Source organism: Mycobacterium sp. NGS16, assembly GCF_059813225.1.
The window spans coordinates 14233-40503 of the sequence record NZ_JCALEE010000013.1 but is presented as its reverse complement, the minus strand read 5'-3'; the positions used below and the strand labels follow the sequence as shown (position 1 = coordinate 40503).

At 68.3% G+C, this 26271-nt stretch carries 23 protein-coding genes and 2 pseudogenes; 15 read left to right on the top strand and 10 right to left on the bottom strand.

What is annotated here, in order from left to right:
• Positions 1-32 precede the first annotated feature (32 nt).
• Together AC5Y4Q_RS20615 and AC5Y4Q_RS20610 are read left to right on the top strand one after the other, a co-directional pair.
• Positions 33-1331, top strand: coding sequence for an adenylosuccinate synthase (locus tag AC5Y4Q_RS20615; protein ID WP_064924397.1), 1299 nt, complete (start codon positions 33-35; stop codon positions 1329-1331).
• Positions 1328-1984: a PaaI family thioesterase gene (locus AC5Y4Q_RS20610; protein ID WP_064924396.1), complete on the top strand. Its 657-nt coding sequence runs from the start codon at positions 1328-1330 to the stop codon at positions 1982-1984. Before AC5Y4Q_RS20615 ends, AC5Y4Q_RS20610 begins: the two co-directional genes overlap by 4 nt.
• Here the strand turns inward: AC5Y4Q_RS20610 and AC5Y4Q_RS20605 are convergent.
• Both AC5Y4Q_RS20605 and AC5Y4Q_RS20600 read right to left on the bottom strand, forming a co-directional pair.
• Complete coding sequence (locus AC5Y4Q_RS20605; protein ID WP_064924395.1) at positions 1981-2337, bottom strand: DoxX family protein; 357 nt, start codon at positions 2335-2337, stop codon at positions 1981-1983. The genes AC5Y4Q_RS20610 and AC5Y4Q_RS20605 overlap by 4 nt on opposite strands.
• A gap of 53 nt (positions 2338-2390) precedes the next feature.
• Positions 2391-3989, bottom strand: a complete 1599-nt coding sequence (locus AC5Y4Q_RS20600; RefSeq protein WP_064924394.1) for a Na+/H+ antiporter — start codon at positions 3987-3989, stop codon at positions 2391-2393.
• A gap of 80 nt (positions 3990-4069) precedes the next feature.
• On the opposite strand from AC5Y4Q_RS20600, the gene purT reads away from it, so the two are divergent.
• From purT to AC5Y4Q_RS20585, 3 genes are read left to right on the top strand one after another with little or no spacing between them, the layout of a single operon-like run.
• On the top strand, positions 4070-5335 hold the full coding sequence (purT, locus tag AC5Y4Q_RS20595) for a formate-dependent phosphoribosylglycinamide formyltransferase (RefSeq protein WP_064924393.1): 1266 nt from the start codon (positions 4070-4072) through the stop codon (positions 5333-5335).
• A 45-nt stretch (positions 5336-5380) separates the two neighbouring features.
• Positions 5381-5785, top strand: a complete 405-nt coding sequence (locus AC5Y4Q_RS20590) for a rhodanese-like domain-containing protein (protein WP_064924392.1) — start codon at positions 5381-5383, stop codon at positions 5783-5785.
• Positions 5782-7056, top strand: a complete 1275-nt coding sequence (locus AC5Y4Q_RS20585; RefSeq protein WP_082952802.1) for an O-succinylhomoserine sulfhydrylase — start codon at positions 5782-5784, stop codon at positions 7054-7056. Before AC5Y4Q_RS20590 ends, AC5Y4Q_RS20585 begins: the two co-directional genes overlap by 4 nt.
• On the opposite strand, the gene AC5Y4Q_RS20580 is transcribed toward AC5Y4Q_RS20585, so the two are convergent.
• The 5 genes and pseudogenes from AC5Y4Q_RS20580 to AC5Y4Q_RS20560 all read right to left on the bottom strand — a co-directional run bounded on the left by AC5Y4Q_RS20580 (position 7053) and on the right by AC5Y4Q_RS20560 (position 12968).
• Complete coding sequence (locus AC5Y4Q_RS20580; protein ID WP_064924391.1) at positions 7053-7907, bottom strand: SDR family oxidoreductase; 855 nt, start codon at positions 7905-7907, stop codon at positions 7053-7055. The two genes, AC5Y4Q_RS20585 and AC5Y4Q_RS20580, sit on opposite strands and share 4 nt — an antisense overlap.
• 38 nt (positions 7908-7945) lie before the next feature.
• Positions 7946-8707 (bottom strand): isocitrate lyase/PEP mutase family protein, encoded by a 762-nt coding sequence (locus tag AC5Y4Q_RS20575; protein WP_064924390.1) that lies wholly within the window; start codon positions 8705-8707, stop codon positions 7946-7948.
• Positions 8708-8913: 206 nt separating this feature from the next.
• The gene (locus tag AC5Y4Q_RS20570; RefSeq protein ID WP_064924389.1) at positions 8914-10053 is read right to left on the bottom strand and encodes an acyl-CoA dehydrogenase family protein; all 1140 of its coding nucleotides are present in this window, start codon (positions 10051-10053) and stop codon (positions 8914-8916) included.
• A pseudogene (locus tag AC5Y4Q_RS20565) lies at positions 10053-11238 on the bottom strand (acyl-CoA dehydrogenase family protein). Before AC5Y4Q_RS20565 ends, AC5Y4Q_RS20570 begins: the two are co-directional and overlap by 1 nt.
• A gap of 191 nt (positions 11239-11429) precedes the next feature.
• Positions 11430-12968, bottom strand: a complete 1539-nt coding sequence (locus tag AC5Y4Q_RS20560) for an acyl-CoA synthetase (RefSeq protein WP_064924387.1) — start codon at positions 12966-12968, stop codon at positions 11430-11432.
• Between the two features lie 403 nt (positions 12969-13371).
• On the opposite strand from AC5Y4Q_RS20560, the gene AC5Y4Q_RS20555 reads away from it, so the two are divergent.
• Together AC5Y4Q_RS20555 and AC5Y4Q_RS20550 are read left to right on the top strand one after the other, a co-directional pair.
• Complete coding sequence (locus AC5Y4Q_RS20555) at positions 13372-13917, top strand: hypothetical protein (protein WP_234786382.1); 546 nt, start codon at positions 13372-13374, stop codon at positions 13915-13917.
• Positions 13918-13938: 21 nt separating this feature from the next.
• Complete coding sequence (locus AC5Y4Q_RS20550; RefSeq protein WP_064924385.1) at positions 13939-15051, top strand: alkaline phosphatase family protein; 1113 nt, start codon at positions 13939-13941, stop codon at positions 15049-15051.
• Between the two features lie 66 nt (positions 15052-15117).
• Here the strand turns inward: AC5Y4Q_RS20550 and AC5Y4Q_RS20545 are convergent, their stop codons facing one another.
• Positions 15118-16614, bottom strand: coding sequence for a potassium/proton antiporter (locus AC5Y4Q_RS20545; RefSeq protein ID WP_064924423.1), 1497 nt, complete (start codon positions 16612-16614; stop codon positions 15118-15120).
• Between the two features lie 157 nt (positions 16615-16771).
• On the opposite strand from AC5Y4Q_RS20545, the gene AC5Y4Q_RS20540 reads away from it, so the two are divergent.
• From AC5Y4Q_RS20540 to AC5Y4Q_RS20510, 7 genes and pseudogenes are all read left to right on the top strand, one after another.
• On the top strand, positions 16772-17452 hold the full coding sequence (locus AC5Y4Q_RS20540) for a potassium channel family protein (RefSeq protein ID WP_064924384.1): 681 nt from the start codon (positions 16772-16774) through the stop codon (positions 17450-17452).
• A gap of 26 nt (positions 17453-17478) precedes the next feature.
• Positions 17479-18393, top strand: coding sequence for an SAM-dependent methyltransferase (locus AC5Y4Q_RS20535; RefSeq protein ID WP_082952801.1), 915 nt, complete (start codon positions 17479-17481; stop codon positions 18391-18393).
• A gap of 686 nt (positions 18394-19079) precedes the next feature.
• On the top strand, positions 19080-20354 hold the full coding sequence (locus AC5Y4Q_RS20530) for a PPE family protein (protein ID WP_064924383.1): 1275 nt from the start codon (positions 19080-19082) through the stop codon (positions 20352-20354).
• A 66-nt stretch (positions 20355-20420) separates the two neighbouring features.
• Positions 20421-21692, top strand: a complete 1272-nt coding sequence (locus AC5Y4Q_RS20525) for a PPE family protein (RefSeq protein ID WP_064924382.1) — start codon at positions 20421-20423, stop codon at positions 21690-21692.
• Positions 21693-21740: 48 nt separating this feature from the next.
• A complete protein-coding gene (locus tag AC5Y4Q_RS20520; RefSeq protein WP_064924421.1) occupies positions 21741-22928 on the top strand; it encodes a sodium-dependent bicarbonate transport family permease in 1188 nt (395 codons plus the stop codon).
• Positions 22929-22935: 7 nt separating this feature from the next.
• Entirely contained in the window at positions 22936-23274 is a 339-nt protein-coding gene (locus AC5Y4Q_RS20515; RefSeq protein WP_064924381.1) for a DUF732 domain-containing protein, read from the top strand.
• Positions 23275-23279: 5 nt separating this feature from the next.
• Positions 23280-23633, top strand: a pseudogene (locus tag AC5Y4Q_RS20510) (winged helix-turn-helix domain-containing protein); the annotation flags it as partial.
• A gap of 50 nt (positions 23634-23683) precedes the next feature.
• Here the strand turns inward: AC5Y4Q_RS20510 and AC5Y4Q_RS20505 are convergent.
• Both AC5Y4Q_RS20505 and AC5Y4Q_RS20500 read right to left on the bottom strand, forming a co-directional pair.
• On the bottom strand, positions 23684-24079 hold the full coding sequence (locus AC5Y4Q_RS20505; protein WP_064924380.1) for a heme-binding protein: 396 nt from the start codon (positions 24077-24079) through the stop codon (positions 23684-23686).
• Between the two features lie 217 nt (positions 24080-24296).
• Positions 24297-25040, bottom strand: a complete 744-nt coding sequence (locus tag AC5Y4Q_RS20500) for an MBL fold metallo-hydrolase (protein WP_207516073.1) — start codon at positions 25038-25040, stop codon at positions 24297-24299.
• A 55-nt stretch (positions 25041-25095) separates the two neighbouring features.
• Between AC5Y4Q_RS20500 and fgd the strand changes: the two genes are divergently transcribed.
• On the top strand, positions 25096-26106 hold the full coding sequence (fgd, locus tag AC5Y4Q_RS20495) for a glucose-6-phosphate dehydrogenase (coenzyme-F420) (protein ID WP_064924378.1): 1011 nt from the start codon (positions 25096-25098) through the stop codon (positions 26104-26106).
• The last annotated feature ends 165 nt before the right edge of the window (positions 26107-26271 follow it).

Below are 26271 nucleotides of genomic sequence, written 5' to 3'. Positions count from 1 at the left end.
CCACAGTAAGCCAAGACAGTTAGCGAGAATCCATGCCGGCAATCGTCGTCATCGGCGCCCAATGGGGTGACGAGGGCAAAGGGAAAGCCACCGACCTACTCGGCGAACGAGTGCAGTGGGTGGTGCGCTACCAGGGCGGCAACAACGCCGGCCACACCGTGGTGTTGCCCACCGGGGAGAACTTCGCGTTGCACCTGATCCCCTCCGGGGTGCTGACGCCGCACGTCACCAACATCATCGGCAACGGTGTGGTGGTCGATCCCGGGGTGCTGCTCGACGAGCTGGCCGGACTGGAACGGCGCGGCGTGGACACCTCGCGGCTGCTGATCTCCGCCGACGCGCACCTGCTGATGCCCTACCACGTCGCCATCGACAAGGTGACCGAGCGCTACATGGGCAGCAAGAAGATCGGCACCACCGGCCGCGGCATCGGGCCCTGCTACCAGGACAAGATCGCCCGCATCGGTATCCGGGTCGCCGATGTGCTCGACGAACAGACGCTCGCCCAGAAGATCGAGGCCGCCCTGGAGTTCAAGAACCAGGTGCTGGTCAAGATCTACAACCGCAAGGCGCTGGACCCGCAGCAGGTGCTCGAGGATCTGCTGGCGCAGGCCGAGGGGTTCAAGCACCGCATCGCCGACACCGCGCTGGTGCTGGGCGGCGCTTTGGACCGCGGCGAGACCGTGCTGCTGGAAGGTTCCCAAGGCACGCTGCTCGACGTTGACCACGGCACCTACCCCTACGTGACGTCGTCCAACCCGACCGCCGGTGGGGCGGCCGTCGGCTCCGGCGTCGGACCCACCCGCATCACCACGGTGCTGGGCATCCTCAAGGCCTACACCACCCGCGTCGGCTCGGGACCCTTCCCGACCGAATTGTTCGACGCGCATGGTGAATACCTGTCCAAGACCGGCGGCGAGTTCGGCGTGACCACCGGCCGCCGGCGGCGGTGCGGCTGGTTCGACGCGGTGATCGCCCGCTATGCCACCCGGGTCAACGGCATCACCGACTACTTCCTGACCAAGCTCGACGTGCTGTCCAGTCTGGAAACCGTGCCGGTCTGTGTCGGCTACACCGTCGACGGCAAGCGCACCGACGAACTGCCGATGACGCAGGACGAATTCGCCCGCGCCGTACCGATTTACGAAGAGCTGCCGGGCTGGTGGGAGGACATCTCCACGGCCCGGGAGTTCGAGGAGCTGCCCCCCAACGCCCGCGACTATGTCTCGCGTCTGGAAGAGATTGCCGGAGCGCAGGTTTCGTGCATCGGTGTCGGGCCGGGCCGGGAGCAGACCATCGTGCGCCGCGACGTCGTGCGGAACGGCGCATGAGCGAGCGAGGGCCCCTGGAAGGCGCAGACGGCACCGATCTCGACCCCGACTACGCCAGCCACGGCGGATTCCCGGACTTCGCAGTCGTGGAGCCGAGTCCGGGCTTCGCGCGGTTCGTCACCACGATGCGGCGCCTGCAGGATCTGGCGGTGTCCACCGCCCCTGACGGCGCCACCTGGGACGACGCCGCCGACCGCGTCGAGGCGCTGGTCGGGCTGCTGGAGAAGTTCCCGGCGTCGCAGGCGGTCGCCCCGGCCGGACGGGCGCCGTCGCTGGCCGGCATGGGCAGCCTGCTGCTGCCGCCGTGGCGGATCACCCGGTTCGAGCCCGATGGAGTCTCGATGAAGGGGCGGTTCAGCCGGTTCCATGTGGGCGGCAACTCCGCGGTGCACGGCGGCGTGCTGCCGCTGCTGTTCGACTGGATGTTCGGGATGGTGGTGCACGCCGCGAACCGGCCGATCAGCCGGACGGCGTTCCTGCACGTCGACTACCGCAAGGTCACCCCGATCGACACCAAGCTGCTGGTGCACGGCCGGATCGACAAGGCGGAGGGGCGCAAGGCGTTCATCAGCGCCGAGCTCACCGACACCGACGGGACCGTGCTGGCCGAAGCGCAGGGGTTGATGGTGCGGCTGTTGCCGGGGCAGCCTTAACGCGAGTCTGGACCCTTGAGGGTCATCGCCGCGAACACGGCCAGAAACGACGCGGCCGGCACGGTGTTGGCGACGCTGTCGCGGACCCGGAGGTGTGCGCCCACCGCGAGGACGAAATACAGCGTCAAGGCGGCGGTGGTGACCCGGGCCAGCACCGGGAACCGTTGCGCCGAGAGCAGGCCGAGCGCCGAAGCGACCTTGACGATCGGCAGGATCGGCCGGACCCGCTGCGGACACCCGACGGTGTCCAGGGCTTTGGCGATGTAGGGCACCGGGATGGCGCAGGCCACCGCGTCGGCAACTTGGAAGGCCGCCAGCCCCGCATAGGTCTTCGGCGATGTCAGCACAGTCATGGCACCCACTGTATTCAGTTGCGCCGGCGGGGGACTGTTCGCCGGGGCGGAAACTAATCCAGGTTCAGCGTCGCCTCTTCCAGATCCAACCGGTGCAGCAGGGTGCGCAGCACCTGGTCGTCGATGTGGCCCTGGTCGCGTTCGGCGATCAGCGCCGCACGCTCGGCGGCCAGCATCTCCAGCCGCAATCGGCGAAACGCCGCGGCGGCGGTCTCGTCGCTGTCGTCGTTGTCCGGATCCAACCGGCGCAGCCGCTCGCGGGCCGCGTTGCGGCGCCGGGTGTTCCAGGTGCGCAAGGCGTCGGCGGCGCGCTCGCTGGCCGGCGACGGCTCGCTGGAGGCGAGCACCTCATCCAGCCGGTCGGCGGCGGCACGGGCCGCTTTGTCCTGCGCGGCGGCCGCCGCGATCGCGTCGTTGCGGTCCTGGTCGGTGCGGACCCCCAGCCGCCGGATCAGCCAGGGCAGCGTCATCCCGTGCAGCAGCAAGGTGCCGACGACGACGACGAACGTGAGAAACACCAGCTGGGGGCGGCCCGGGAACCGCTGACCGGCCAGCGTCGCCGCCGGCACACCGAAGGCGGCCGCCAATGACACCACGCCGCGCATCCCGGCCCACGCCAGGATGAACACCTGTCCGGGTGTGGGGGCGGGCTCGCGTTGCCGGATCCGTGCGGACAGCATCCGCGGCAGGTAGGAGAACGTCACCACCCACACCACGCGGACCGCCAGCGCCGTCGCGAAGACGGCCAGCGAGGCGAGGGTCAGACTCGAAAAGCGGACCCCGCGCAGGTTCTGCACCACCGTCGGTAGTTGCAGGCCGATCAGCAGGAACGCCAAGGATTCCAGCACCAGTTGCACCGCTCGCCAGACCGCCTGGTCCTGCAGCCGGGTGGCGTAGTGGGCGCGGGTGAAACGCTGCCCGAGGATCAATGCGGCGACCACCACCGCGAGCACCCCGGAGCCGCGCACCTCCTCGGCCACCAGGTAGATGACGAACGGGGCGACCAACCCGACCGCGCTTTCCACCAGCGGATCGGTCAACCGGGCCCGGATGACCACGATGAGCGCCCCGAAGACCACCCCCACCACCACACCACCGACCGCAGACAGCACGAATATCGCCAGCCCGGTGCCCCAGCCGGTCGCGGCGCCGATCGCCGCGGCCAGCGCCATCTTGTAGACGGTCAGCGCGGTGGCGTCGTTGAGCAGGCTCTCCCCGCTCAGCAGCGTCATGATCCGGCGCGGCAGCCCGAGCCGGCGGCCGACCGCGGTCGCCGAGACCGCATCCGGCGGCGCCACGATCGCACCCAAGGTCAACGCGGCCGCCAAGCTGAACTCGGGCACGGTGTAGTAGGCGACCACACCGACCGCGACGGTGGTGGCCAGCGGCAGGCCGACCGCCAGCAGCATGATCGAACGGCGGTTGCGGCGCATGTTGATGAACGAACTCTCCAGTCCCGCCGACCACAACAACGGCGGCAGGATCACGAACAGCACCAGGTCGGGCCGCAGCGCGATGTCGGGCACCGCCGGAATCAGCCCGACCAGCAGACCGGCGATCACCAGGACCAGCGGCGCGGACAGTTTGTGATGCCGGGCGATGGCCGCGACCAGCACGGCGGCCACCAGCGAGCCCAATAGCGCAGGGTTCACCGTCGTTCGCACCTCCGTCCGTGTTCCCGCTTATCCTTGAGCACCATGCAACATTGCCTCGGGGCGGGAGGATAGGGCGGTTGGACGGCGAGGCCGAGAAGGAGCGGGCGTTCACGACCGAACGGTCGTCCGCAGACGGTCCCAGCCGGACCCGGGTGGCCCTGCTCGGCTCCGGTGAGCTCAGCCGTGAACTGGTGACGGCGCTGCAACGCCTGGGTGCCGAGGTGATCGCCGTCGACCGTTACGCCGATGCCGCGCTGCACGGGGTCGCTGACCGCTCCGTGGTGGTGGATCTGAGCGACAACGACGAACTGGCCGCGGCGATCAGGTGGCTGCAGCCGAAGGTCGTGGTGGTCGCCTCCGACGTGGTGGCCACCGACGCGCTGGCCGCCATTGCCGATACGGATCTCACCGCGGTGGTGCCGGGCATCCGCGGTGCTCAGCTGGCCGCCGACCCGGAGGGGTTGCGCCGGCTGGCCGCCGACGAGCTCGGGCTGCCGACCGCACCGTTCTGGTTCGCCGGTTCGGTCGAGGAGCTGCGGGCGGTGGCCAAGCACGGCGGATTCCCGATGGTGGTCAAACCGCTGGGAGGAGCCGTAGGCGAGGGCCGCTCGGTGATGGTGCGTGACAGCGACATCGAACCCGCCTGGGAACGTGCGGTTTCGGTCGCCGCTGCGGGCACACCGGCCCGGGTGCTGGCCGAGAGGGTGGTGGAGTTCGACAGCGAGGTCATGTTGCTGGCGGTGCACCGCGACGGCGCGGACGGGCCGGCACTGGATTTCTGCGCGCCCATCGGGCACCGCACCGAGGAGGACCCGAACGGGCAACTGACCGTGGAGCTTTGGCAGCCGTACCCGATGAGCGCGGTGGCGCTGGATGCGGCCAAGTCGGTCGCCGCACGGATCGCGCGGGCCCTCGGCGGACGCGGCCTGTTCGGGGTGGAGTTACTGGTTCACGGCGACGAGGTGTACTTCACCGGCGTCAATGTCCGCCCCTACGATGCCGCGCTGCTGACGTTGCGCACCCAGCGGCTCTCCGGTTTCGAACTGCAGGCACGCGCGATCCTCGGGCTGACCACCGACGCCATCCTGGTCTCGCCCGGCGCCGCCCGGCTGATCTACTCGCGGCGGCCGCCGGGCGGGGCCGCCACCGAGGCGACCGGAGACAGTGTGGCGGTGGTCGCCGATGCGCTCAGCGTGACCGAAAGTGATGTGGTGGTGTTCGGCCACCACGAGGGGCACCCCCGCCGGCGGCTGGGTTTGGCGCTGGCCACGGGTCCCGATGTGGCGGTCGCCCGCGACCGGGCCGAGCAGGTCGCGGCGGTTCTGGGCAAGCTCTGGCCCTGACCCCCGGCGTGGCGTGGAGCCGCCGCGGGTGCGACACTTCGGCAGGTGAGCTACGCCGGAGACATCACCCCCGAGCAAGCCTGGGCGATACTGCGCGACGACCCCACCGCGACGCTCGTCGACGTGCGCACCGACGCCGAATGGCGCTTCGTGGGACTGCCTGACTTGTCCGATCTGGGCCGCCAGGTGGTGTGCATCGAGTGGGTGCACTCCGACGGCAGCCCCAACCTGGACTTCGCGCGTGAGCTGGCCGCCCGGGTCCCGGCCGGGCCGGCGGTCTTCCTGTGCCGCTCGGGCAACCGCTCCATCCCGGCCGCCGAGACCGCGACCGCGGCCGGCATCGCCCCGTCCTACAACGTGCTGGACGGTTTCGAAGGCCAGCTCGACGCGCATGCTCACCGCGGGGGCACCGGTTGGCGCGCGGTCGGCCTGCCCTGGAAGCAGTCGTGAGCGAGCGCTCGGGTTCATGCGCCGGTCCCAGCGTCGGTTCTCCTTCGTCGAGCGTCGCTGAACCGTCGGTCCGCGTCCCCAAACCGCTGCCGGACGGCGTCAGCCCGGCCACCATCGGGGTGCGCGGCGGGCTGCTGCGCTCGCAGTTCGACGAGACCGCCGAGGCGCTGTTCCTCAGCTCCGGCTACGTCTACGACTCCGCAGCCGCCGCGGAGCAGGCGTTCACCGGCGAGGTCGACCGGTTCGTCTACTCGCGCTACGGCAACCCGACGGTGTCGATGTTCGAGGAGCGACTGCGGCTGATCGAGGGCGCCCCGGCGGCATTCGCCACCGCCAGCGGCATGGCGGCGGTCTTCGTCTCGCTCGGTGCGCTGCTGAGTGCCGGTGATCGACTGGTGGCTGCCCGCAGCCTGTTCGGCTCATGCTTCGTGGTCTGCAACGAGATCCTGCCCCGCTGGGGCGTGGAGACCGTCTTCGTCGACGGCGACGACCTGACGCAGTGGGAGCAGGCACTGTCGGTACCGACCACCGCAGTCTTCTTCGAGACACCGTCGAACCCGATGCAGTCGCTCGTCGACATCGCCGCGGTCACCGAGTTGGCTCATGCTGCCGGTGCGAAAGTGGTGCTGGACAACGTGTTCGCCACTCCGCTGCTGCAGCAGGGCTTTCCGCTCGGGGTCGACGTGGTGGTGTACTCCGGCACCAAGCACCTCGACGGGCAGGGCCGGGTGCTCGGCGGGGCGATCCTGGGCGACCAGGACTACATCGACGGTCCGGTGCAGACGCTGATGCGTCACACCGGCCCGGCGCTCAGCCCGTTCAACGCCTGGCTGCTGCTGAAAGGCCTTGAAACTCTTTCGATTCGGGTCGACTACGCCAACGCTGCGGCACTGCGGATCGCGCAGTTCCTCGAGCAGCATCGCGCGGTGCGCTGGGTGCGCTACCCGTTTCTGGCGTCGCATCCACAGCACGACCTGGCGCGCCGGCAGATGTCCGGTGGCGGTACCGTCGTCACCTTCGAACTCGATGCCCCGGCGGGCGCGGCCAAGCAGCGGGCGTTCGAGTTGCTCGACAAGCTGAGACTGATCGACATCTCCAACAACCTCGGCGACGCCAAGTCGCTGATCACCCATCCGGCGACCACCACCCACCGGGCGATGGGGCCGGAAGGACGTGCCGCGATCGGCCTCGGCGACGGGGTGGTGCGCATCTCGGTCGGGCTGGAGGGCACCGATGATCTGATCGCCGACCTGGACCAGGCGCTGGGTTAGTCGTTGTCGATAACCCCAGTGGCATGCCGGGCGCGGTCCTCGTAGGCCTGCCGGGCCGCGGTGTCCAGCTGCAGGAACACCGTGTCGTTGCCCGTCTTCTTGTTGAGCCAGCGGCGGGCCCGATCGGGTAGCAGGGTCGCCAGGATCGCGGTGCGACGCCCGAAACCGGGCACCGAGACCAGGGTCTTCGGCTTGTCGAGTACCTTGACCACCGCGGCCGCGATGTCTTCGGGTTCCACCGGCCGCTGGGCCGCCGACGGTGTTGTGCCCGAGATCAATTCGGTGTTGGTGAACGTCGGTAGCACTGCGGTGACCGCCACACCCTGCGGTGCGAATTCGTCAGACATCGCGGTGCTCAAGCCCACGACGGCGAATTTGGTTCCGGCGTAGAGCACTTGGCCCGGGACCGCCACGATCCCGGCCATCGAGGCGACGTTGATGATGTGGCCGCTGCGGCGTTTGACCATCTCGGGAAGCACCAGCTGGCACCCGTTGAGTACGCCGTAGAAGTTGACCTCGGTGGCCGAGCGAATGGTCTCTTGGGTCTGGTCGAGGAACGGTCCGACCGGCATCACGCCGGCATTGTTGATCAGCACGTCGATGCGGCCGTCACCGTCGGCACGAGCCTTGTCCAGAAACGTCGAGAACGACTCCCGGTCGGTGACGTCGAGCGGGTAGCCGGTGACGGGCTGCCCGGGGCCCAGCCCCTGCACCGCCGTGTCGAGCGCGCGGGTGTCGCGGTCGCCGATGACTACCCGGGCACCGCGCGCGAGCAGGGCCGCGGCGGTCGCCAGCCCGATCCCCCGGGCGGCACCTGTGATGGCAACGGTCTTGCCACGGATGTTGTCCACCCGAGAAACTTAACAGGTGTCAAGTTCCTGGGGAAGCCTCAGGACCAGCGGGCGAGAACCTCCCCGGCGTGCTTGCCCAGGGCGACCTGCAACAGCGGGCCGAAGCTGACCCGCCCGATCCCGAGCTTGCCGAACGAGGCCGGGTCGTCGGAGTCGGGCGCGGCGAGCGCGTTGACCGGCCTGGGCAGCCCGGAGGCCAGGGTGCGCAACGTCTCCGCGTCGTGGCGGCCGACCGGGTAGAGCACGTCCGCGCCGGCTTCGGCGCATGCGGTCAGCCGGGCGATGGCGCGGTCGATGCGGTCGGTGTCGTCACCGTCTTGGCGCAGGAACAGGTCGGTACGGGCGTTGATCACCAGGTGCGTGCCGGCGGCGTCGGCGGCTGCCCGCAGGGCGGCCACATACTCGGCGTGCTCGGCGGACGACCGCAGCCGCTTGCCTTCGCTGTGCACCGAGTCCTCGATGTTGCAGCCGACCGCACCGGCCTCCAGCAGGGCCTCGACCAGCCGCTCGGCGGATTCGGCGTAGCCGGACTCGACGTCGAGGGAGACCGGCACGTCGACGGCCTCGGTGATCTGACGGACTCGGCCCAGCACGTCGGTGAAGGCCATCCCTTCGCCGTCGCTGCGGCCCATCGACTCAGCCAACGGCTTGCTGCCGATCGTCAGCGCGGCGAATCCGGCGCCCACCGCCAGCTTCGCCGACCACACATCCCACACGGTCGGCGCGATCACCGGATTGCCCGGCTGGTGCATCGCCAAGAAGGCTGCCGCCCGCTGGCCAAGGACCTCGTGACTCGTCATTTCTACGACTCTTCCATGTGGTATTTGCTGCTTGATCGCCGGGGTTCGATTACCGGGCGGACGGTCTAAGAATCTGGACGGATGGTCTCGGTGCGCTGCCGCAGTTCGGCCGCGTGATCTAGGGAAGGGGCACAACGGTTGGGCGGAACTCCACGAGCATCGGTCGAATTCCGTTGGGAGACCGCATCACTACGGTGATGCCGCTGTCATATCCCGAGGTCCTTGGCGATGATCGTCTTCATGATCTCGTTGGTGCCGCCGTAGATGCTCTGAATGCGGGCGTCGACGAACGCCCGGGACACCGGGTACTCGCGCATGTAGCCGTATCCGCCGTAGAGCTGCAGGCAGCGGTGCGCGGTGCGGAACTGCACGTCGGTGGTCCACCATTTGAGCTTGGCAGCGCGCGCCGCGGTCAGTTTGCCGTCTAGGTGCTCCGCGATACAGGCGTCGAGATAGGTTCGGGCCACGTCCAATTCGGTGGCCACCTCGGCCAGCACGAACTGGGTGTTCTGGAAACCGGATATCGGGGCGCCGAAGGCCTGGCGTTGCTTTACGTAGTCCAGCGTTTCGGCCAGCACCCCTTCGGCGGCGGCGACGGCGCCCACCCCCAGCGAGAGCCGTTCCTGGGGCAGGTTGCGCATCAACTGGTAAAAGCCCTGCCCTTCCTCGCCGAGCAGGTTGGCAACCGGCACCCGCATATCGGTGAACGCCAGCTCGGAGGTGTCCTGGGCGTGCAGACCGATCTTGGCGAGGTTGCGGCCGCGGTGGAAGCCGGGTGTGTCGGGTTCGACGACCAGCAGGGACAGGCCCTGGTGCCGGTCGTCACCGGTGCGGACCGCCACCACGAATAGATCACCGCTTTGTCCGTTGGAGATGAAGGTCTTGGCGCCGTTGACCACGTAGTGATCGCCGTCCCGCTGCGCGGTGGTGGTGATGCCGGCCAGGTCGCTGCCGGTGCCCGGTTCGGTCATCGCGATGCCGAGCACCGTTTCGCCGGTCACCACCCCCGGCAGCCAACGCTTTTTCTGCTCGGTGTTCGTCAGGTCGGTCAGATAGGGCAGCACGACGTCGTTTTGCAGCGAGAACGCGATAGCTTCCGCTGCGGCACCGGCGCGCTGCAATTCGTCGACGACGATCGCGTGGTAGCGGAAGTCGTTGACACCGGGGCCGCCGAACTCCTCCGGGATCGGGAATCCGAGCAGGCCGAGCCGGCCGGCCTCGATGAATATCGAGCGATCCCAGGTGCCGTCGCGTTCGGCGTCCTCGTGGGCGGGAATGACCGTGCTGCGCACGAAATCCCGGACCAATTCCCGGAATTGTCGGTGCTCCGAGCCGTAGCCCAGCATCAGCGGAAGGCACCCAACCCGGTGAAGGCCTGACCCAGCACGAGTTGATGCATCTCGGGGGTCCCCTCGTAGGTCAGCACCGACTCCAGATTCACCATGTGCCGAATGACCGGGTACTCCAGCGATATCCCGTTGCCGCCCAGGATCGTTCGTGCGATGCGGCAGATCTCCAGCGCGCTGCGGGTGTTGTTGAGTTTGCCGAAGCTGACCTGCTCGGGACGCAGGCCGGCGCGATCCTTGAGCCGGCCCAGGTGCAGCGAGAGCAGCTGTCCCTTGTGCAGCTCGACGGCCATATCGACGAGTTTGGCCTGGGTGAGCTGGAAGCCGGCGATCGGCTTGCCGAACTGGGTGCGTGCCGTGGCGTAGTCGCGGGCCGACTGCCACGCCGACCGGGCCGCGCCCATCGCCCCCCAGATGATTCCGTAGCGTGCCTCGGACAGGCTGGCCAACGCGCCTTTGACGCCGCGGGCCTTGGGCAGCATCGCATCGGCCGGCAGCCGCACCTCGTCGAGCACCAGCTCGCTGGTGATGGAGGCGCGCAGCGACAGCTTGTGGTGGACGATGTTGGCGGAGAACCCGGGGGTTGTCGGTGGGCACGATGAAGCCCCGGATGCCGTCGTCGGTGGCCGCCCACACCACCGCGACGTCGGCGATCGACCCGTTGGTGATCCACATCTTGCGGCCGTTGAGTATCCAGTCCGAGCCGTCGCGTTTGGCGCGGGTGGTCATGGCGGCCGGATCCGAGCCGACGTCGGGTTCGGTCAGCCCGAAGCAGCCGATGACCTCACCGGTGGCCATGCCCGGCAGCCACTGCTGCTTCTGCTCCTCGGAACCGTTGTTGTAGATCGAGAACATCGCCAACGAGCCTTGCACGCTCACCAGGGAACGTAGGCCGGAGTCGGCGGCCTCCAATTCCACGCAGGCCAGCCCATAATGCACCGCGGACGCCCCGCCGCAGCCGTAGCCGTGCAGGTGCATGCCGAGCAGCCCGAGTTTGCCGAATTCCCGCGCGAGTTCGCGCGCCGGTAGATCGCCGATCTCGAACCATTCGGCGATGTGCGGCATGACGTGTTCGGCGCAGAATTTCGCGACGGTATCGCGCAGCGCGATCTCGTCGTCGGAGAGCAGGGAGTCGAGGCTCAGCGGGTCGAGCGGGTCGAACGCCGGGGTGGTGTGGGTGCTCATGGGTTCAGCCTGCCATTGTCAGGCCGCCGTTGCCGCCGTTGCCGCCGCCGGATACGTAACTGGCGTCGCCGCCCGCGGCACCGCTTCCGCCAGTGCCTCCGGTGCCGCCGCCGACTCCGGTAGCCGATGTTGAGCTGCTTCACCGTTGTGCGGACGGCCGCTGCCGGTCTACCTGCGTCTCCGCGGGAACCTCAGGTCTCGAGGTGCTCCGAGATGGCCTCGCGCAGCTGGTACTTCACCACTTTTCCGGACTGCGTGCGGGGCAGCGTGTCGACGAACTCCAACCGGATCGGCAATTTGAACGCCGCCAGCTTGTCCCGGGCGAACTCGCGCAGCTCCTCCAGCGTCAACGTCGCACCCGGCTGCAGCGCCACCACCGCGGTTACCGCTTCACCCCACTTGTCGTGCGGGGTGCCCAGCACCGCGACTTCGGCGACGGCCGGGTGCCCGTAGAGCACATCTTCGACTTCGGCGGGGTAGACGTTCTCGCCGCCGGAGATCACCATGTCCTTGACCCGGTCGATCACCCAGATGTATCCCTCGTCGTCGGCCTGACCGATGTCGCCGGTGTGAAACCAACCCTCGGAGTCGATCACCGCGGCGGTGGCTTGCGGGTTACGCCAGTAGCCGGCCATCACCTGCGGTCCGCGCACGCAGATCTCGCCGCGCGCACCGGTGGGCACCGGGGCGTTGTTGGCGTCGACCAGTCGCACGTCCGACAGTGGCAGTACCTGGTTGCCGGCGGCGCCGATTTTCACCCCGACCTCGTCGGTGCGCAGTACCAATGCCAGCGGCGCCGTTTCGGTCAACCCGTAACCTTGCGCGAACGGGATACCCCGCTCGCCGTAGCGGCGGATCAGCGCCTCGGGTACCGGGGCGCCGCCGCAGACGAAGTTGCGCACACTGGACAGGTCGGATTCGGCGAACTCCGGGCGCTGGCTCATGAACAGGAACATCGCCGGCACCCCGAACATGGTGGTGACCCGGTGCTCGGCGATGAGCTTGAGGGCTTCGGCCGGATCGAAGGTGGGCATCAGCACGATCCGCCCGCCCTTCTGCAGCGTCAGCAGCGTGGTGACGTTCAGCCCGCCGATGTGAAACAGCGGCGCGCAGACCAGCGACACGTCCTGCTGGCTGGTGTCGAACGCCAACAGCGCATTGATGTTGTTCCAGAACAGGTTGGCGTGGGTGAGCATGGCCCCCTTCGGGCGCCCGGTGGTGCCTGAGGTGTACATGATCACCGCGACCTCGTCAGGCTCGGCGAACACCGGGTCGGCCAGCGGGGCGCGCCGCGCGAGCAGGTCGTCGGCCACCTCCCAGCCGGGAACCGGCGCCAGCGCGATCGTGCGCTGCAAGCCCGCTTCGGTGCGCACCGGGTCGACCACCATGGCGCGCTCGGTGTCGGCCAGCAGGGTGTGCACTCCCGCGTTGTCCAGGATGTAGCAGAGTTCGTCGGCGGTGAGCCGCCAGTTCAGCGGTACGAAGGCCGCGCCGATCCGGGCGGCGGCGAACAGCGTGACCAGAAAGTCGGGGTGATTGAGGCCGACATAGCCGACGCGGTCGCCGCGACGCATTCCACCGGCGAGCAGCTCGGCCGCCAGCCGGTCGATACGGTCCGCGAAATCCCGATATGTCCAGGTGTTGTCGCCGAACGTTATCGCCGGCAGCTTCGGTGTTGCCGCCGCCCGCCGGGCGATCCAGGAGCCGAGATCGATCGGAGCTGTGGTCACCGATGAACGCTAACGCGGCGGCTCCGCCTGGGGGCCCGATTCGCCGCGCTGCGACCGCCGCCGGCCGGTGGGGGCTTTTAACGATCGGCCTGATTTTTTTGTGTCGCCCGGCGCCGGTCTTCAATTCCGCATGTGCGCGGCGAGCGCTGTTATGTGGGAAAGAGAATTGTTCGCGGTGATTTTAACTGTTAACCATTGTGACGGCCGTCTCAATTGCCGCCTCCACCTGCGGAAATGCCGGTCGATGTGCTGACGGTGGCGTGCCGGGTGACGATAGGTGAACGGTCATTGAACATTGTTATTCGCGGCCCATTTCGACTCGCGTAATCGGAGTTGAAGCGGCTAGGTTCGTCCTCGCCGAGCCGACCATTGCCCGGCCCCGTAGCGGAAGGGTTTTGAGGAGATGAGCGGTCGCCGGCGTGGCGGTTCAGCCCGAGGGGTAGTTACGGCGTTTGTGGCGCTGGGCTGCTGGCTGCTGGCCGCACCGACCGCGCATGCCGACCTCGACGATCTGCTCGACACCGTCCTGGGCGCGGCCACCGCCGGCGCCGACGTGGACCCGGGCGGCATCCTCCCCACGGATCCGGGCGACCTGACCGATCTCGGCGTCCTTCAAGATCCGCTGGGGCAGCTCGACCAGCTCTTCCACAACACGCCGGCCGCCGCCGACGGTACTCCCGCGGACGGCACTCCCGCGGCGCCCACCGACAACGGCTCCGGGACACCCGCCGACACCGGTGCCGGTAGTGCCGAACACAGCTCGGGGAGCGGCAGTTCCAACAATCTGCCCAGCCTGCCCAAGTTCAGCATCCCCAGCACCGGAAGCGGCTCGGGTGGCTCAGGCGGCTCGGGTGGCTCGGGCGGCTCGGGCAATAGCCCAGCGCGGACCAAGTCGAACACCAGCGCCGCCAACAGCGCGCCGGCGCCCGAGCCGGCAGCGGCGCCGTAGCCAAGGTGGCAGTCTGAACCGGTGCCCGGTTCGATCTGTGACATCCTGCCGTCCGCGGCGGCAGCGCTCGGCGTGCCCGGCGCGCCCGATGTCCTCGGCCTGGAAGAGCGGATCGGCGATGTGCGGCGGCTGGCGGTGGTGCTCGTCGACGGGCTGGGCTTGCACCTGTTGCCGCAGCTGGTGGCCGACGCGCCGCTGCTGGCCTCGGTGCTGGCCGGTGCCGCTGGGCAGCTGACCGAGCTGGCCTGCACCTTCCCGTCAACCACACCCACCAGCCTGGTCTCGCTGGGCACCGGCGTATTGCCGGGGGAGCACGGTGTGCTGGGCTTCACCGTCAACGTGCCCGGAACCGATCGGGTGCTGACCCACATCTTCTGGGCGGACGACCCGCCGCCGGGGGCCTGGCAGCCGGTGCCGACCTGGTTCGAACGACTCCGCGACGCCGGCGTCAGCGCCCGGGCGGTGCTGCCGGAGATGTTCATCGGCAGCGGCCTGACCGAGGCCGCCTACCGCGGCGCGGAGTTCCGCCCGGTGGCCAAGGGTGAGCCCTACGCGCCGCGGCTCGCCGCGGAGCTGGCTTCGCCGGGTCTGGTCTACGGCTACACCGCAGCACTCGATCACGCCGCACACGTCTCGGGCGTCGGCTCCTCGCACTGGCATGCTGCCGCCGCCAAAGTCGACGCGCTGCTGCGTCATCTGCTCGAGCACCTCCCGGGCGACGCCGCGCTGGTGGTCACCGCCGACCACGGCGGGCTCAACGTGCCCGAGCAGGCGCGCATCGATCTCGACGCGGACCCGGCGTTGCGCGCCGGAATCCGGGTGGTCGCCGGCGAGCCGCGGGTGCGCTACCTGCACACCGAGCCCGGCGCGACGGCAGATGTGCTGGCCGCCTGGACCGAACGCCTGGCCGGTCGGGCCCTGGTGCAGACCCGCGAGCAGGCTGTGGCCGCCGGCCGGTTCGGACCGGTGCGCTCCGAGCACCTGGCCCGCATCGGCGACGTCGTCGTGACCTGTACCGGCGACACCGCGATCCTGGCAACCGACCACGAGCCGCCGCAGACCGCCCAGCTGGTGGGCTTGCACGGTGGGCTCACCCCCGCGGAGGTCGCGATCCCGCTCATCACCCTGCGTTGACTCTGCGCCCAGGGCGTGAAAGTGCGAGTGGAACCCGCCCTGGGCGCAGAGTCAACGCCGGATGGGTCACTCCGAGTCGCCGTACTCGTCGAACCAGTGGGCCAGTTTGCCGCGCCGACTGACCGCACGCAGCCGCCGTTCCGCTGACGCGCGGGTCTTGCTGGTGGTGACGATGAGCAGTTCATCGCCCACGGTGATCCGGGTGTCAGGCTGGGGGACGAAGGTGTCGCCCTTACGGATGATCAGGGTGATGACGCTCGGGTCGGGCAGCCGCAGCTCGAGCACCGAGACGTTGTGCAGCTTCGATTCCGGCTGCACCGTCATCGTCAACAGCTCGGCCTCCAAGACGTCCAGCGGTGCCGCCTCGACCTGGATCTCGCGCGTGGTGTCCCGCGGTATCAGCCCCAGCCAGTGGGCGAACAGACCCAGGCTGGGGCCCTGCACCACCGTGTAGACCACCACCAGGATGAACACGATGTTGAGCAGTCGATAGCTGTCCGGCACGCCCTCGACGATCGGAAAGGTGGCGAGCACAATCGGAACCGCGCCGCGCAGGCCGGCCCAGGACAAGAAGATCTGCTCGCGCCACGGCACTTTGAACCAGATCAGCGACGCCACCACCGATATCGGGCGGCTCAACAGCAGCAGCACCGCCCCGATCACCAGCGCCGGCACCAGCTCCCCGGACAGCTGGCTGGGGCTCACCAGCAGGCCCAACAGCACGAACAGTCCGATCTGGGCCAGCCAGCCCAGCCCCTCGGCGAACGAGCGGATGGCCGCCCGATGCGGCAACCCGGAGTTGGCCAGCACCACCCCGGACAGGTAAGCGGCGATGAACCCGCTGGCGTGCACCGAAGCGGCCGCGGCGAACGCCACCATGCCCAGCCCGAATGTCGCCAGCGGATACAGGCCCGACGCCGGCAGTGCGGCGCGACGCAGCATCATCGCCCCCAGCAACCCGGCGACCAGGCCGATCGCCGAGCCGACGACCAGCTCGAAGACCACGTCGCCGATGGCGTGGATCGGTGCGATGGTCAGCGGCGTGGTGCTCAGCATCAGCACCACGATCGCCGCGGGCGCGTCGTTGAAGCCGGACTCGGCCTCCAGCAGGCCGGCCACCCGCCGCGGCAGCGGCAGCACACGCAGAATGGAGAACACCGCGGCGGCGTCGGTGGGCGAGACGATCGCGCCGAGCAGGAAGGCCAGCTGCCAGCTGATCCCGAGCAGCAGGTGCGCGGCGACCGCGATCACCGCCATGCTGACCACGACGCCGACGGTGGCCAGCACCGTCGCCGGCGCCAGCAGCTTGCGGATGTTGGCGAAGCGCGTCGTCAAACCACCTTCGACCAGGATCACCGCCAGCGCGGTGGTGCCCAGGTCGCTGGCCAGTTGGACGTCGGAGAAGTCCAGACCCAGCCCATCGTTGCCGATCGCCACCCCGACCAGAAGGAACAGCAGCAGGCTGGGCAGACCAACCCGGTCCGCCGCCCGGGTGGCGATGATGCTCGCCAGCAGAACCAGGCCCCCGATAAGCAGGGCCAGGTAGAGCTGTTGCAGGCTCATCTGATCCCCATTCGGGCCGGCGGTGGTGGTCGAACCCACTCGTGTGATTCGCTCAAGGTCGGCGAGTTCGTGTTATCTGTCAGTAAATCAGTACGGCTGTCACGGCTGTGGTACACCCGGAGCAGCCGGGGTGCTTGCGGGGACGAGGGGAGCGATCATGCGCATCGGGATCGCCGGTGCCGGCGCGGTCGGGCGCTCTGTCGCACGAGAACTGATCGGCGACGGCCATCGGGTGCTGCTCATCGAGCGCAATCCGGCGCACTACCAGCCCCACTCCGTCCCCGAAGCCGAGTGGCTGCTGGCCGACGCCTGCGAACTGTCCGCGCTGCAGGAGTGCTGCATCGAGATCTGTGACGTGGTGATCGCTGCCACCGGTGATGACAAGGCCAACCTGGCCGTCGCGCTGCTGGCCAAGGGGGAGTTCGGGGTGTCCCGGGTGGTAGCCCGGGTCAACAACGCCCGCAACGAGCCCCTGTTCACCGAGGAGTGGGGTATCGATGTGGCGGTCTCCACACCGCGGGCGATGGTCGCCGCGGTGGAGGGCGCCATCGACGTGGGCCACCTGGTGCCGCTGATGGGCTTGCGCCGGGGTCAGGCAAGCCTGACGAAACTGACGCTGCCTGAGGATAATCCGCTGATCGGCCGGCAGGTCTGCGACATCGCGCTGCCCGAGGGTGCCGCCCTGGTCGCGGTGCTGCGCGGCGACGCGGTCATCCTGCCGCGGGCGGCCGATGCGCTGCAGGCCGGCGACGAGATGCTGTTCGCCGCCGCGAGCGGGATCGACGACCAGATCCGGGCGGTCGTGCACGGGGTGCCGGCCGGCAGAAGAATGCCCTGACCGTCGTGCCGCCACGGTGGACACCCATGAGCACGGCGCCCGCCTCCCGGGACGACCCCGGGAGCCTGGCCACCGGTGCCGGCGTCATCGCGACGGTGCTGGCCGCGGCGCGCGCAGCGGCGACGTCGCGGGGCCTGATCAATGACCCGTTCGCCGCGCCGTTGGTGCACAAGGTGGGTCTGGAGTTCTGCATCCGGGTGGCCGACGGCGATCTGGACATCAGTCGGCTCGGCAAGGACGGCGGGTTTCCGCGGCTGGCGGAGTTCTCCGCGGCCCGAACCACGTTCTTCGATGCGTTCTTCACCGACGCCGCGCGCGGCGGGATCCGCCAGGCGGTGATCCTGGGATCGGGGCTGGACACCCGCGCCTACCGGCTGTGGTGGCCGGCCGAGACCGTCGTCTACGAGGTGGACCATCCTCCGGTGGTCGACTTCAAAGCCACCACCATGCGGGCGTGGGGCAGCACGCCGAGCGTCAACCGTCGCGCGGTCGGTGTCGATCTGCGCGGCGACTGGCCGGCCGCGCTGCGGCGGGTGGGGTTCGACGCCGCCGCACCCACCGCGTGGGTGATCGAGGGTCTGCTGGTCTGGTACGTGCCGTCGGATGCGCAGAATCGCCTGCTCGACGGCGTCAGTGCGCTCAGCGCCCCGGGCAGCCGGCTCGCCGCCGACCACGCAGTGCCGCCGAGCCGGCCGCAGGCGGTCCATCACGAGTCCCTCGTCGAGCGCTGGCGCCGGCGCGGCCTGAGCCTGACCGGGCCCGGACCGTTCTACTCCGGAGAGCACACCGACGTGGTGCGGCACCTGAAAGAGAGCGGCTGGATGACCGTCGACTCCAGCATCGCTGACCTGTTCGCCGCCGCTCGGCTGCCCCGGTTGACCGACCGTGAGCTTGACGGCGCCCCGGCCGCGATCCGCTACGTCGCCGCTACCCGGAGCTAGCCCCCGGCGTCGAGAAGCGTTGCACGCGAATTTATCTCGCATAACGTGATACCGAGTGCGAGACTCGTCACTGCGCCGGGGCTATTGCCTCGTGTTACGTGGAATTGGCAGAGCGTGTGGCCGTAGAAGCGAATTCCCGGCAAATGCGTTGTGGTGCAATGGGTTACAGCATACGAGTCGGCGTGCGTGTATGTCGAATGCGGGCACGGCATGGCGTGACCTGCAACACGCCGTTTGTCCAAGTGGGGTTTTCGATAATTACCTTCCAGTTCATACACAGCAAATCCCCGGAAACAAGTCCTAGTTTGAAGGCTCGTCAATCGGCGGATAGCGCGACGATGGCGTGAATAGCTCGTATTTCCAGGAGGTTACGTCATGATCACACCTCTCGATTCACGCGTTCTGCCGGTCGCCGCTGCTCACGATTCGGCACGGCGATGACGGGCGCCTTGTCGATCGGCGCCTGGGCGCATGCCGTCGAGGGGTACCTGCAGCGCCGAATACACCGGCCGTGGCGCAAGCGCGGCTCCTAGCCGCCGTCTTGTCGCTGACCAACGCCGGAAACCGGTCCGCCGTGGCCCGGTCCTGGTGTCCAAAGCATTCATGCGAATGGCCTCACCGCTCGGCATCGCCGCTGACGTGGGCTGATTCGCACTCCTTCGAAGCGTTGTAAGAGGTTGGGAAACATGGATTTCGGGGCACTACCGCCGGAGGTGAACTCCGGCCGGATGTATACAGGGGCCGGCCCGGGACCACTGCTGTCCGCGGCATCCGCCTGGAGTGAGCTGGCTGCCGTGTTGCACTCGGCGGCAGCGGAATACGGCACCGCCGTGTCGGATCTGTCCGCCGATTGGCATGGGTCCTCCGCGGACGCCATGGCGGTGGCGGCGGCGCCGTACGTAGAGTGGATGAGCGGGCTCGCCGGTCAGGCTGAACAGGCGGGCGCGCAGGCGGCCGCGGCCGCCGCTGCCTACGAGGCGGCGTTCGCCGCAACCGTTCCACCGGCGGTGATCGCGGCGAATCGCAGCCTGCTGATGACGCTGATCGCGACGAACATTCTGGGCCTCAACACGCCGGCGATCGCGGCCACCGAGGCGCATTACGCCGAGATGTGGGCCCAGGATGCCGCAACCATGTACAGCTATGCCGGTGCGTCGGCGGCCGCCACCCAACTGACACCGTTCGCCGAGCCGCCACCGACCACGAACCAGGCCGGAGCCGCGGATCAAGGCGTTGCGACAGCGCAGGCCGTCAGCCGCTCCGGCGCCTCTGTCGGACAACAGGTTTCGCAGGCGATGAAAGCGCTGCCGAAGGCACTGCAGTCGCTGTCGGCGAACCCCGCCGCGGCTGGATCGGCGTTGCCGGGTGGCCTCGGCACCGATTTGGCCAACTGGAACACCATCATGTCGACGCTGACCGGCGCGTACAGCCCGCTGTTGGGATGGTCAAGTATCCCGGGCGGCCCGCTGCTGTCGTTCGGACAGATCTGGAGCTGGCCGATCAATGCGATGGGAGCCAGCTCCTACCTGGCCGGGCCGAAAGCCATCACGGGCGCGTTGACGCCCTTGTCGTCCTTGGCGAACCAGGCCCTTCCGGCGGCCGGACTCGGCGGCGGGCCCGTGACGGGCTCCCTCGGCCGCGCGGCGCTGGTCGGAAAGCTGTCGGTGCCGACGGCGTGGGCCACGTCTGCACCGGCAGTTCAACCGGTCGTCTTGACGATGCCGGCGAGCGCGGCGGCCCCGGCGGCCGCGTTCGCCGGTGAGGACGTCATGTTCTCTGAGATGGCCTTGTCCAGCCTGGCGGGACGTGCCGTGGGAGCCACGGCGAGCCGGACCGTCGGCGCGACGATGACCCGCGCTGCCGGTTGCGGAGTGAGCGCCGATGTCCTCGGTGCCATTGCCGGTGAGGCGGACCCCACGGCGGCCACGATCGTGGTGATCCCGGCGCTCGACGATGAATGACGTTGCGGACCCGGCCTGTAGCCCAGCTCGCGCGATGCGGGCGCGCATTAGATGAGGGATAGGCGAATGTACTTTTCTTTATTACCGCCGGAGGTCAACTCGGGAAACATGTACGCCGGCCCGGGATCCGGACCGCTGCGGGCAGCGGCGGCGGCATGGGACCGTCTGGCCAGTGAATTGCAATCGGCGGCAGCAGATTACAACGCCGTGGTGGCGGAGTTAACCGCCCAGTCATGGAGCGGGCCGTCGGCGGAGTCGATGGCGGCCGCGGCGGCGCCTTATGCGGCGTGGATGTCGGCTACCGCGGCGCAGGCCGCGCAAGCGGCCGCGCAGGCGCAGGCCGCCGCAACCGCCTATGAAACCGCGTACGCGGCCGTCGTCCCACCAGAACTGGTGGCGGACAACCGTGCTCGGTTGACGTCGCTACTCGCGACGAACCTCGCCGGGCAGAACACGGCGGCGATCGCCGCGACGGAGGCTCAATACCTGGAGATGTGGGCTCAGGACGCCGCCGCCATGCACAGTTATGCCGTCGCGTCGGCGGCCGCGACGAAGGTCAGCGCTTTCACCGAACCGCCGCAGACCACCACCGCGTCCTCGGCTGGTAACCCCCTGCTGCAGGCCGGTGCCGACCTGGCGACCGGCTACACCTCGTTCTTCAACAACATGCTCAACAGCCTCACCGGCTCATCCGATGCCGGCTCGACGTTTGCGGCGATGTACTCGGCGCTCAAGGTACCGCTCGGCTTCACCACCCAATTCAACGACGTCTCGATGCTCGCCAACTTCCCCATACAGAACTTTCTGAAGTTCGCTCCGCCACTCGGGCGTGCTCTCGTTGACATCCCGAAGACGCGACTGGGCGCCGGGCTGGCGCTGCGGTCGCCACTGGTCTCGGCGGTGTCAGCCGGAATGGGCGAAGCCAATGTGGTGGGATCACTGTCGGTACCGCCCGCGTGGGCCGGCCAGAGCCCGGCGATCAGGTTGGCGCTCAGCGCGATGCCGAATGCCGGCGCAGCCGCTGCGCCCGCGGCCGTCTCGGGCAACCTGCTCAATCAGATGGCTCTCGGTGCCATGACCGGTGGTGCAGTCGGCAGTGCGGCGCCCAGGGGCGCCGCCGCAACGGCAGGCCGGACGCGGGTCACCATGGGCGCCAAGACGCCCGCCCGGCTCGACCGGGTGATTGCCAAGCTGCGGCATCAACCCGAGACGGTGCAGCACTGGAACACCGACCAAGCCGGATTGGACAGCCTGCTCGACGAGCTGTCGCGGAAGCCCGGAATCCATGCCGTGCATCTCAAGGGCAGCAAAACGAAGGCACCCACGAAATCCGGGTGACGTGATCTCGCCCGCCGTCTTGCACCCGAATCGGAGAGAGCAATGCACATGCTTTGGGAGTTCTGGCAGAACTTCACCCACAACCTGTTCAAGCCATTACTGCTGTTCTTCTATCTTGGCTTTGCCCTGCCGATCTTGAAGGTGCCGTTCGAATTTCCGACCGCCATCTATCACGGCCTCACCATGTACCTGCTGTTGGCCATAGGCTGGCATGGCGGCGAAGAGCTGGCCGGCATCGACATGGCCAGTATCGCAGGGATTGTCGGCTTCATGGCGACCGGGTTCGCCGTGAACTTCGTCATCGGTGCACTGGCGTACTTCATCTTGAAGCACACCACGAAGTTGCGAGAAGTAGACCGGGCGACGGTCGCCGGCTATTACGGCTCGGACTCGGCGGGAACGTTTGCCACCTGCGTAGGCGTACTGGCCACCGCCGGCATTGCTTTCGACTCGTTCATGCCGGTTATGTTGGCAATCATGGAGATTCCCGGCTGCCTGGTCGCGCTGCTGCTGGTGGCCCGGCTGCGGCGCCGGGGCATGGACTCTACCGGTCTGCTTCCGGGTGAGACCGGCTACACCGGGTCGGCCAGGGCCGTGGCGCACACCGCGCAACGCAGCGGTGACGACACCGTCTATTCCGTTGCGCTCGAGGACCTCCCGGAGTACCTGGGGGCTGACGCCGCCAAGCCGGCAACGCCCGCCGCGCAGGCGTCGTTCCTTTCCGGCACGATGCTTCGCGAGGTGCTTCTCAACCCGGGACTGTGCCTGCTCATGGGTGGCATTGTGATCGGCTTCATCAGCGGGCTGCAGGGCCAGAAGGTCACCGCTGTCGACGACCCGGTCTTCCTGACGGCCTTCCAGGGGGCTCTGTGCCTGTTCCTGCTGGAGATGGGGATGACCGCCTCGCGGAAGCTGAAGGATCTCAAGGCGGCGGGGCGAGGATTCATCGTGTTCGGGGTGCTCGCGCCGAACTTTTTCGCGACGATCGGTATCGCGGTGGCCCACGTGTACTCTCAGGTCACCGGCGTCCATTTGGCGACCGGGTCCTACGTGCTCTTCGCGGTGCTCTGCGGCGCGGCATCGTATATCGCCGTTCCGGCGATCCAGCGGTTGGCCATTCCCGAAGCCAGCCCGAGTCTGCCCTTGGCCGCCTCGCTGGGCCTCACCTTCTCCTACAACGTGACGATCGGCATACCGCTCTACATCGAAGTGGCTCACGTGCTGGCGCGGGTGTGAGTGGCGGATGCTGGTGTTGACGGTGAACAAGATCTTCGTAGCAGCGGGGCTGGCCTTCGCGATCGCCGCCGCCGGTCCCGCTCACGCAGGTCCCGACGGTGCCAACAGCGACCAGGCTTTCATTGCGTCCCTTCGGCAGTCGGGTATCACGTTCGCCAGCGAAGGGCAGGCGATTGCCGCCGCCCGGGCGGTCTGTGGGCTGATCAACAACGGAGAATCCGGATTGCAGGTCGTCAGTGAACTGCAGAGCGACAACACCGCGCTGACGTTGGATGGCGCGGCTCAGTTCGCGGCGATCGCCGCAAACGCCTATTGCCCTGCGCAACTGCAGAGCGCCAAGTCGTGACCGGCCCGACGGGGGACGCCTGCGTCGTTTGGGCCGCCGGACACCGGATCGAAATCCGGCGCGGCCGTGTACTGGTCGACGGGACGGTTCGTCCGCTGACCTCCGGCGAGATGACGACGCTGCATGCCTTGGCGCGAGTCCCCGGAGCGGTCGTTTCACACAGCACCCTGTCGCGTGCGCTTACCGGCGACGGCGGAACTGCACACGCGGTGGAGACCGCGGTATGGCGACTACGAACAGCGCTGGGCGACAAAAACATCGTGTCGACCGTCGTCAAGCGCGGCTATCGGCTGGCGATCGACCACGACCCCACTCCTACTGCCCGCAGCAGTGGGCGAAGAGATCAGTGCGGGCAGTAGGAGCTGTCATCGGGGGCCCGGATCAGAGTCGATCCGATGGCGGGTCGGCGTTACCCCGCCATGAATTCCGAGTAGGCGGAAGCCAATTCGGGTGGAAGCACCGCCGTCTGGCACTGCCGTTGCTTCTCACCGATCGGTGCCAGAATGCCGCGCAACTCGTAGTACTCCTGCGGGTGAGCGGTGAAATAGCTGCGCACCTCTGCTGCGGCCTGCGGGCGCGGTGAGGTGATGGCCTGGTTCACCACCGCATTTGCGCCGGGATGAGTGCTCAGGTACTGGCGGGCCGACCCGGTGACCGAGTCGACGGTGCTGGTCACGGACGCCTGACTGCAGTCCGGTGCCGCCGATGCCGTCGGAGCGGCGATCAGGGCCGCAGCAGTAGCACCCAGCAGCCCGGCGCCGAGACTGAACCGCTGAATCATGCTGACGCCGAGGGGTTTCGACATGGAGTTTCCTTCCGGGTTGGTGAATGCAATTCCCGTCCGGGGCCCAAGGTACGCGCGACCGCGGTGGGCGCAGTGTGTCCTGGCGCACAGCCGAATGCGCTCTGCCGCAACCGTTTCAGCACCTGCCGGTGTTTACTCGGCAGTACTTCCGCAAATGCGGGCGCCCTCGGTAAGGCCGCTCTTAAACTCCGAGATCAGCGCTTAACGGATCGTGACCTTAAGGTTTGCCCGCACGGTTGATCGCCGCCTCCGCGGCCTCCCGGATCGGGCCGCGCCAGACGTCACCGTGGCCCGGTGCGAGCACCTCGGTCTCCAGTAGCGACAGCGCAGCCAGGCTGCGGATGCAATCGTCCTGGCTGTGGCTGAACAGTGCCGGCAGCAGCTGCGGTCCGGTGCGCGCCAGCACCGGATGGCCGGTGATCAGGGCGTCGCCGCTGGCCAGGACGCCGTCAACCAGATACGAGCAGTGGCCGCGGGTGTGGCCCGGCGTGGGGATTGCCACCGGCTGGCCGGGCAGACCGGCGGCGATATCCCCGTTCAGCGGCTGGGCTGTCGGGATGCCCTCACGGTTCAGGCCGCCGTTGCGCAGGACGTGCACGCTCCAGCGGGCCCAACCCGGCCGCCACAGGTGCGGAGCCACCGCCAGCGGCGAGGCCTGCTCCAGATACTCGCGTTTGGCGTGTCCCACCTCGTCGGCATGGCAGTAGACCGGGGTGCCATAGGTTTTGGCGAGCCAGATCGCCGCACCGAAATGGTCGACGTGAGCGTGGGTGAGCAGGACCGCGCGCACATCGCCGGCGTGGTATCCCAGGGCGCCCAGCGACGCCAGCACGTCGGTGCGATCGCCGGGGTAGCCGGCGTCGATCAGCAGCACCCCGGTGTCATCGGTGACCAGCAACCAGTTGACCGCTTCACCTCGGGCCAGGTGGACCCGATCGGTCACCGGAACGACCTCGACCACCCTGTCACCCATGCCCGTGAGTCTAGGAAGAGCGCGGGAGAGTAGAAAAGGTGGAATGGCGGAACTCAAACTCGGATACAAGGCGTCGGCGGAGCAGTTCGGGCCGCGAGAACTGGTGGAGCTCGGTGTCGCCGCGGAGGCACACGGCATGGACAGCGCCACCGTCAGCGATCACTTCCAGCCCTGGCGCCACGATGGCGGGCACGCCCCGTTTTCGCTGGCCTGGATGACCGCGGTCGGGGAGCGCACGAAGAAGATCCAGTTAGGCACCTCGGTGCTGACACCGACGTTCCGGTATAATCCGGCCGTCGTCGCGCAGGCGTTCGCCACCATGAGCTGCCTGTATCCGCAGCGGGTCTTCCTGGGGGTGGGCACCGGCGAAGCGCTCAACGAGATCGCCACCGGTTTCACCGGCCAGTGGCCCGAGTTCAAGGAGCGGTTCGCCCGGCTGCGCGAGTCGGTGCGGCTGATGCGCGAGTTGTGGCGCGGCGATCGGGTGGATTTCGACGGCGACTACTACCAGCTCAAGGGTGCCTCGATCTACGACGTGCCCGACGGCGGCGTGCCGGTCTACATCGCGGCCGGCGGACCGGCGGTGGCCAAGTACGCCGGGCGGGCCGGCGACGGCTTCATCTGCACCTCCGGCAAGGGTGAAGAGCTCTACACCGAGAAGCTGATGCCGGCCGTATTGGAAGGCGCCAAGGCCGCCGAGCGGGACGCCGACGGCATCGACAAGATGATCGAGATCAAGATCTCCTACGACCCGGACCCCGAGCTGGCGCTGAACAACACCCGGTTCTGGGCGCCGCTGTCGCTGAGCGCCGAGCAGAAGCACTCCATCGATGACCCGATCGAGATGGAGAAGGCGGCCGACGCGCTGCCGATCGAGCAGATCGCCAAGCGCTGGATCGTCGCCTCAGATCCCGACGAGGCGGTGGAAAAGGTCGGCCAGTACGTGACGTGGGGGCTGAACCACCTGGTGTTCCACGCCCCCGGCCACGACCAGCGGCGCTTCCTTGAGCTGTTCAAGACCGACCTGGAGCCGCGGCTGCGCCGGCTGGGCTGATCGCCGAGCGCTCTCGATCGCCGAGTGTGCGGATTCGTACGCGACACGCCGAGACCGGCGTACCAAACCGCACACTCGACGGGCGCCCAGACGTATTCGCCCACCGAGTACCGGTACTCGTCGGTGAGCGCCGAGACCAATAGTGCAGTGCCAGACGCTGGTCGG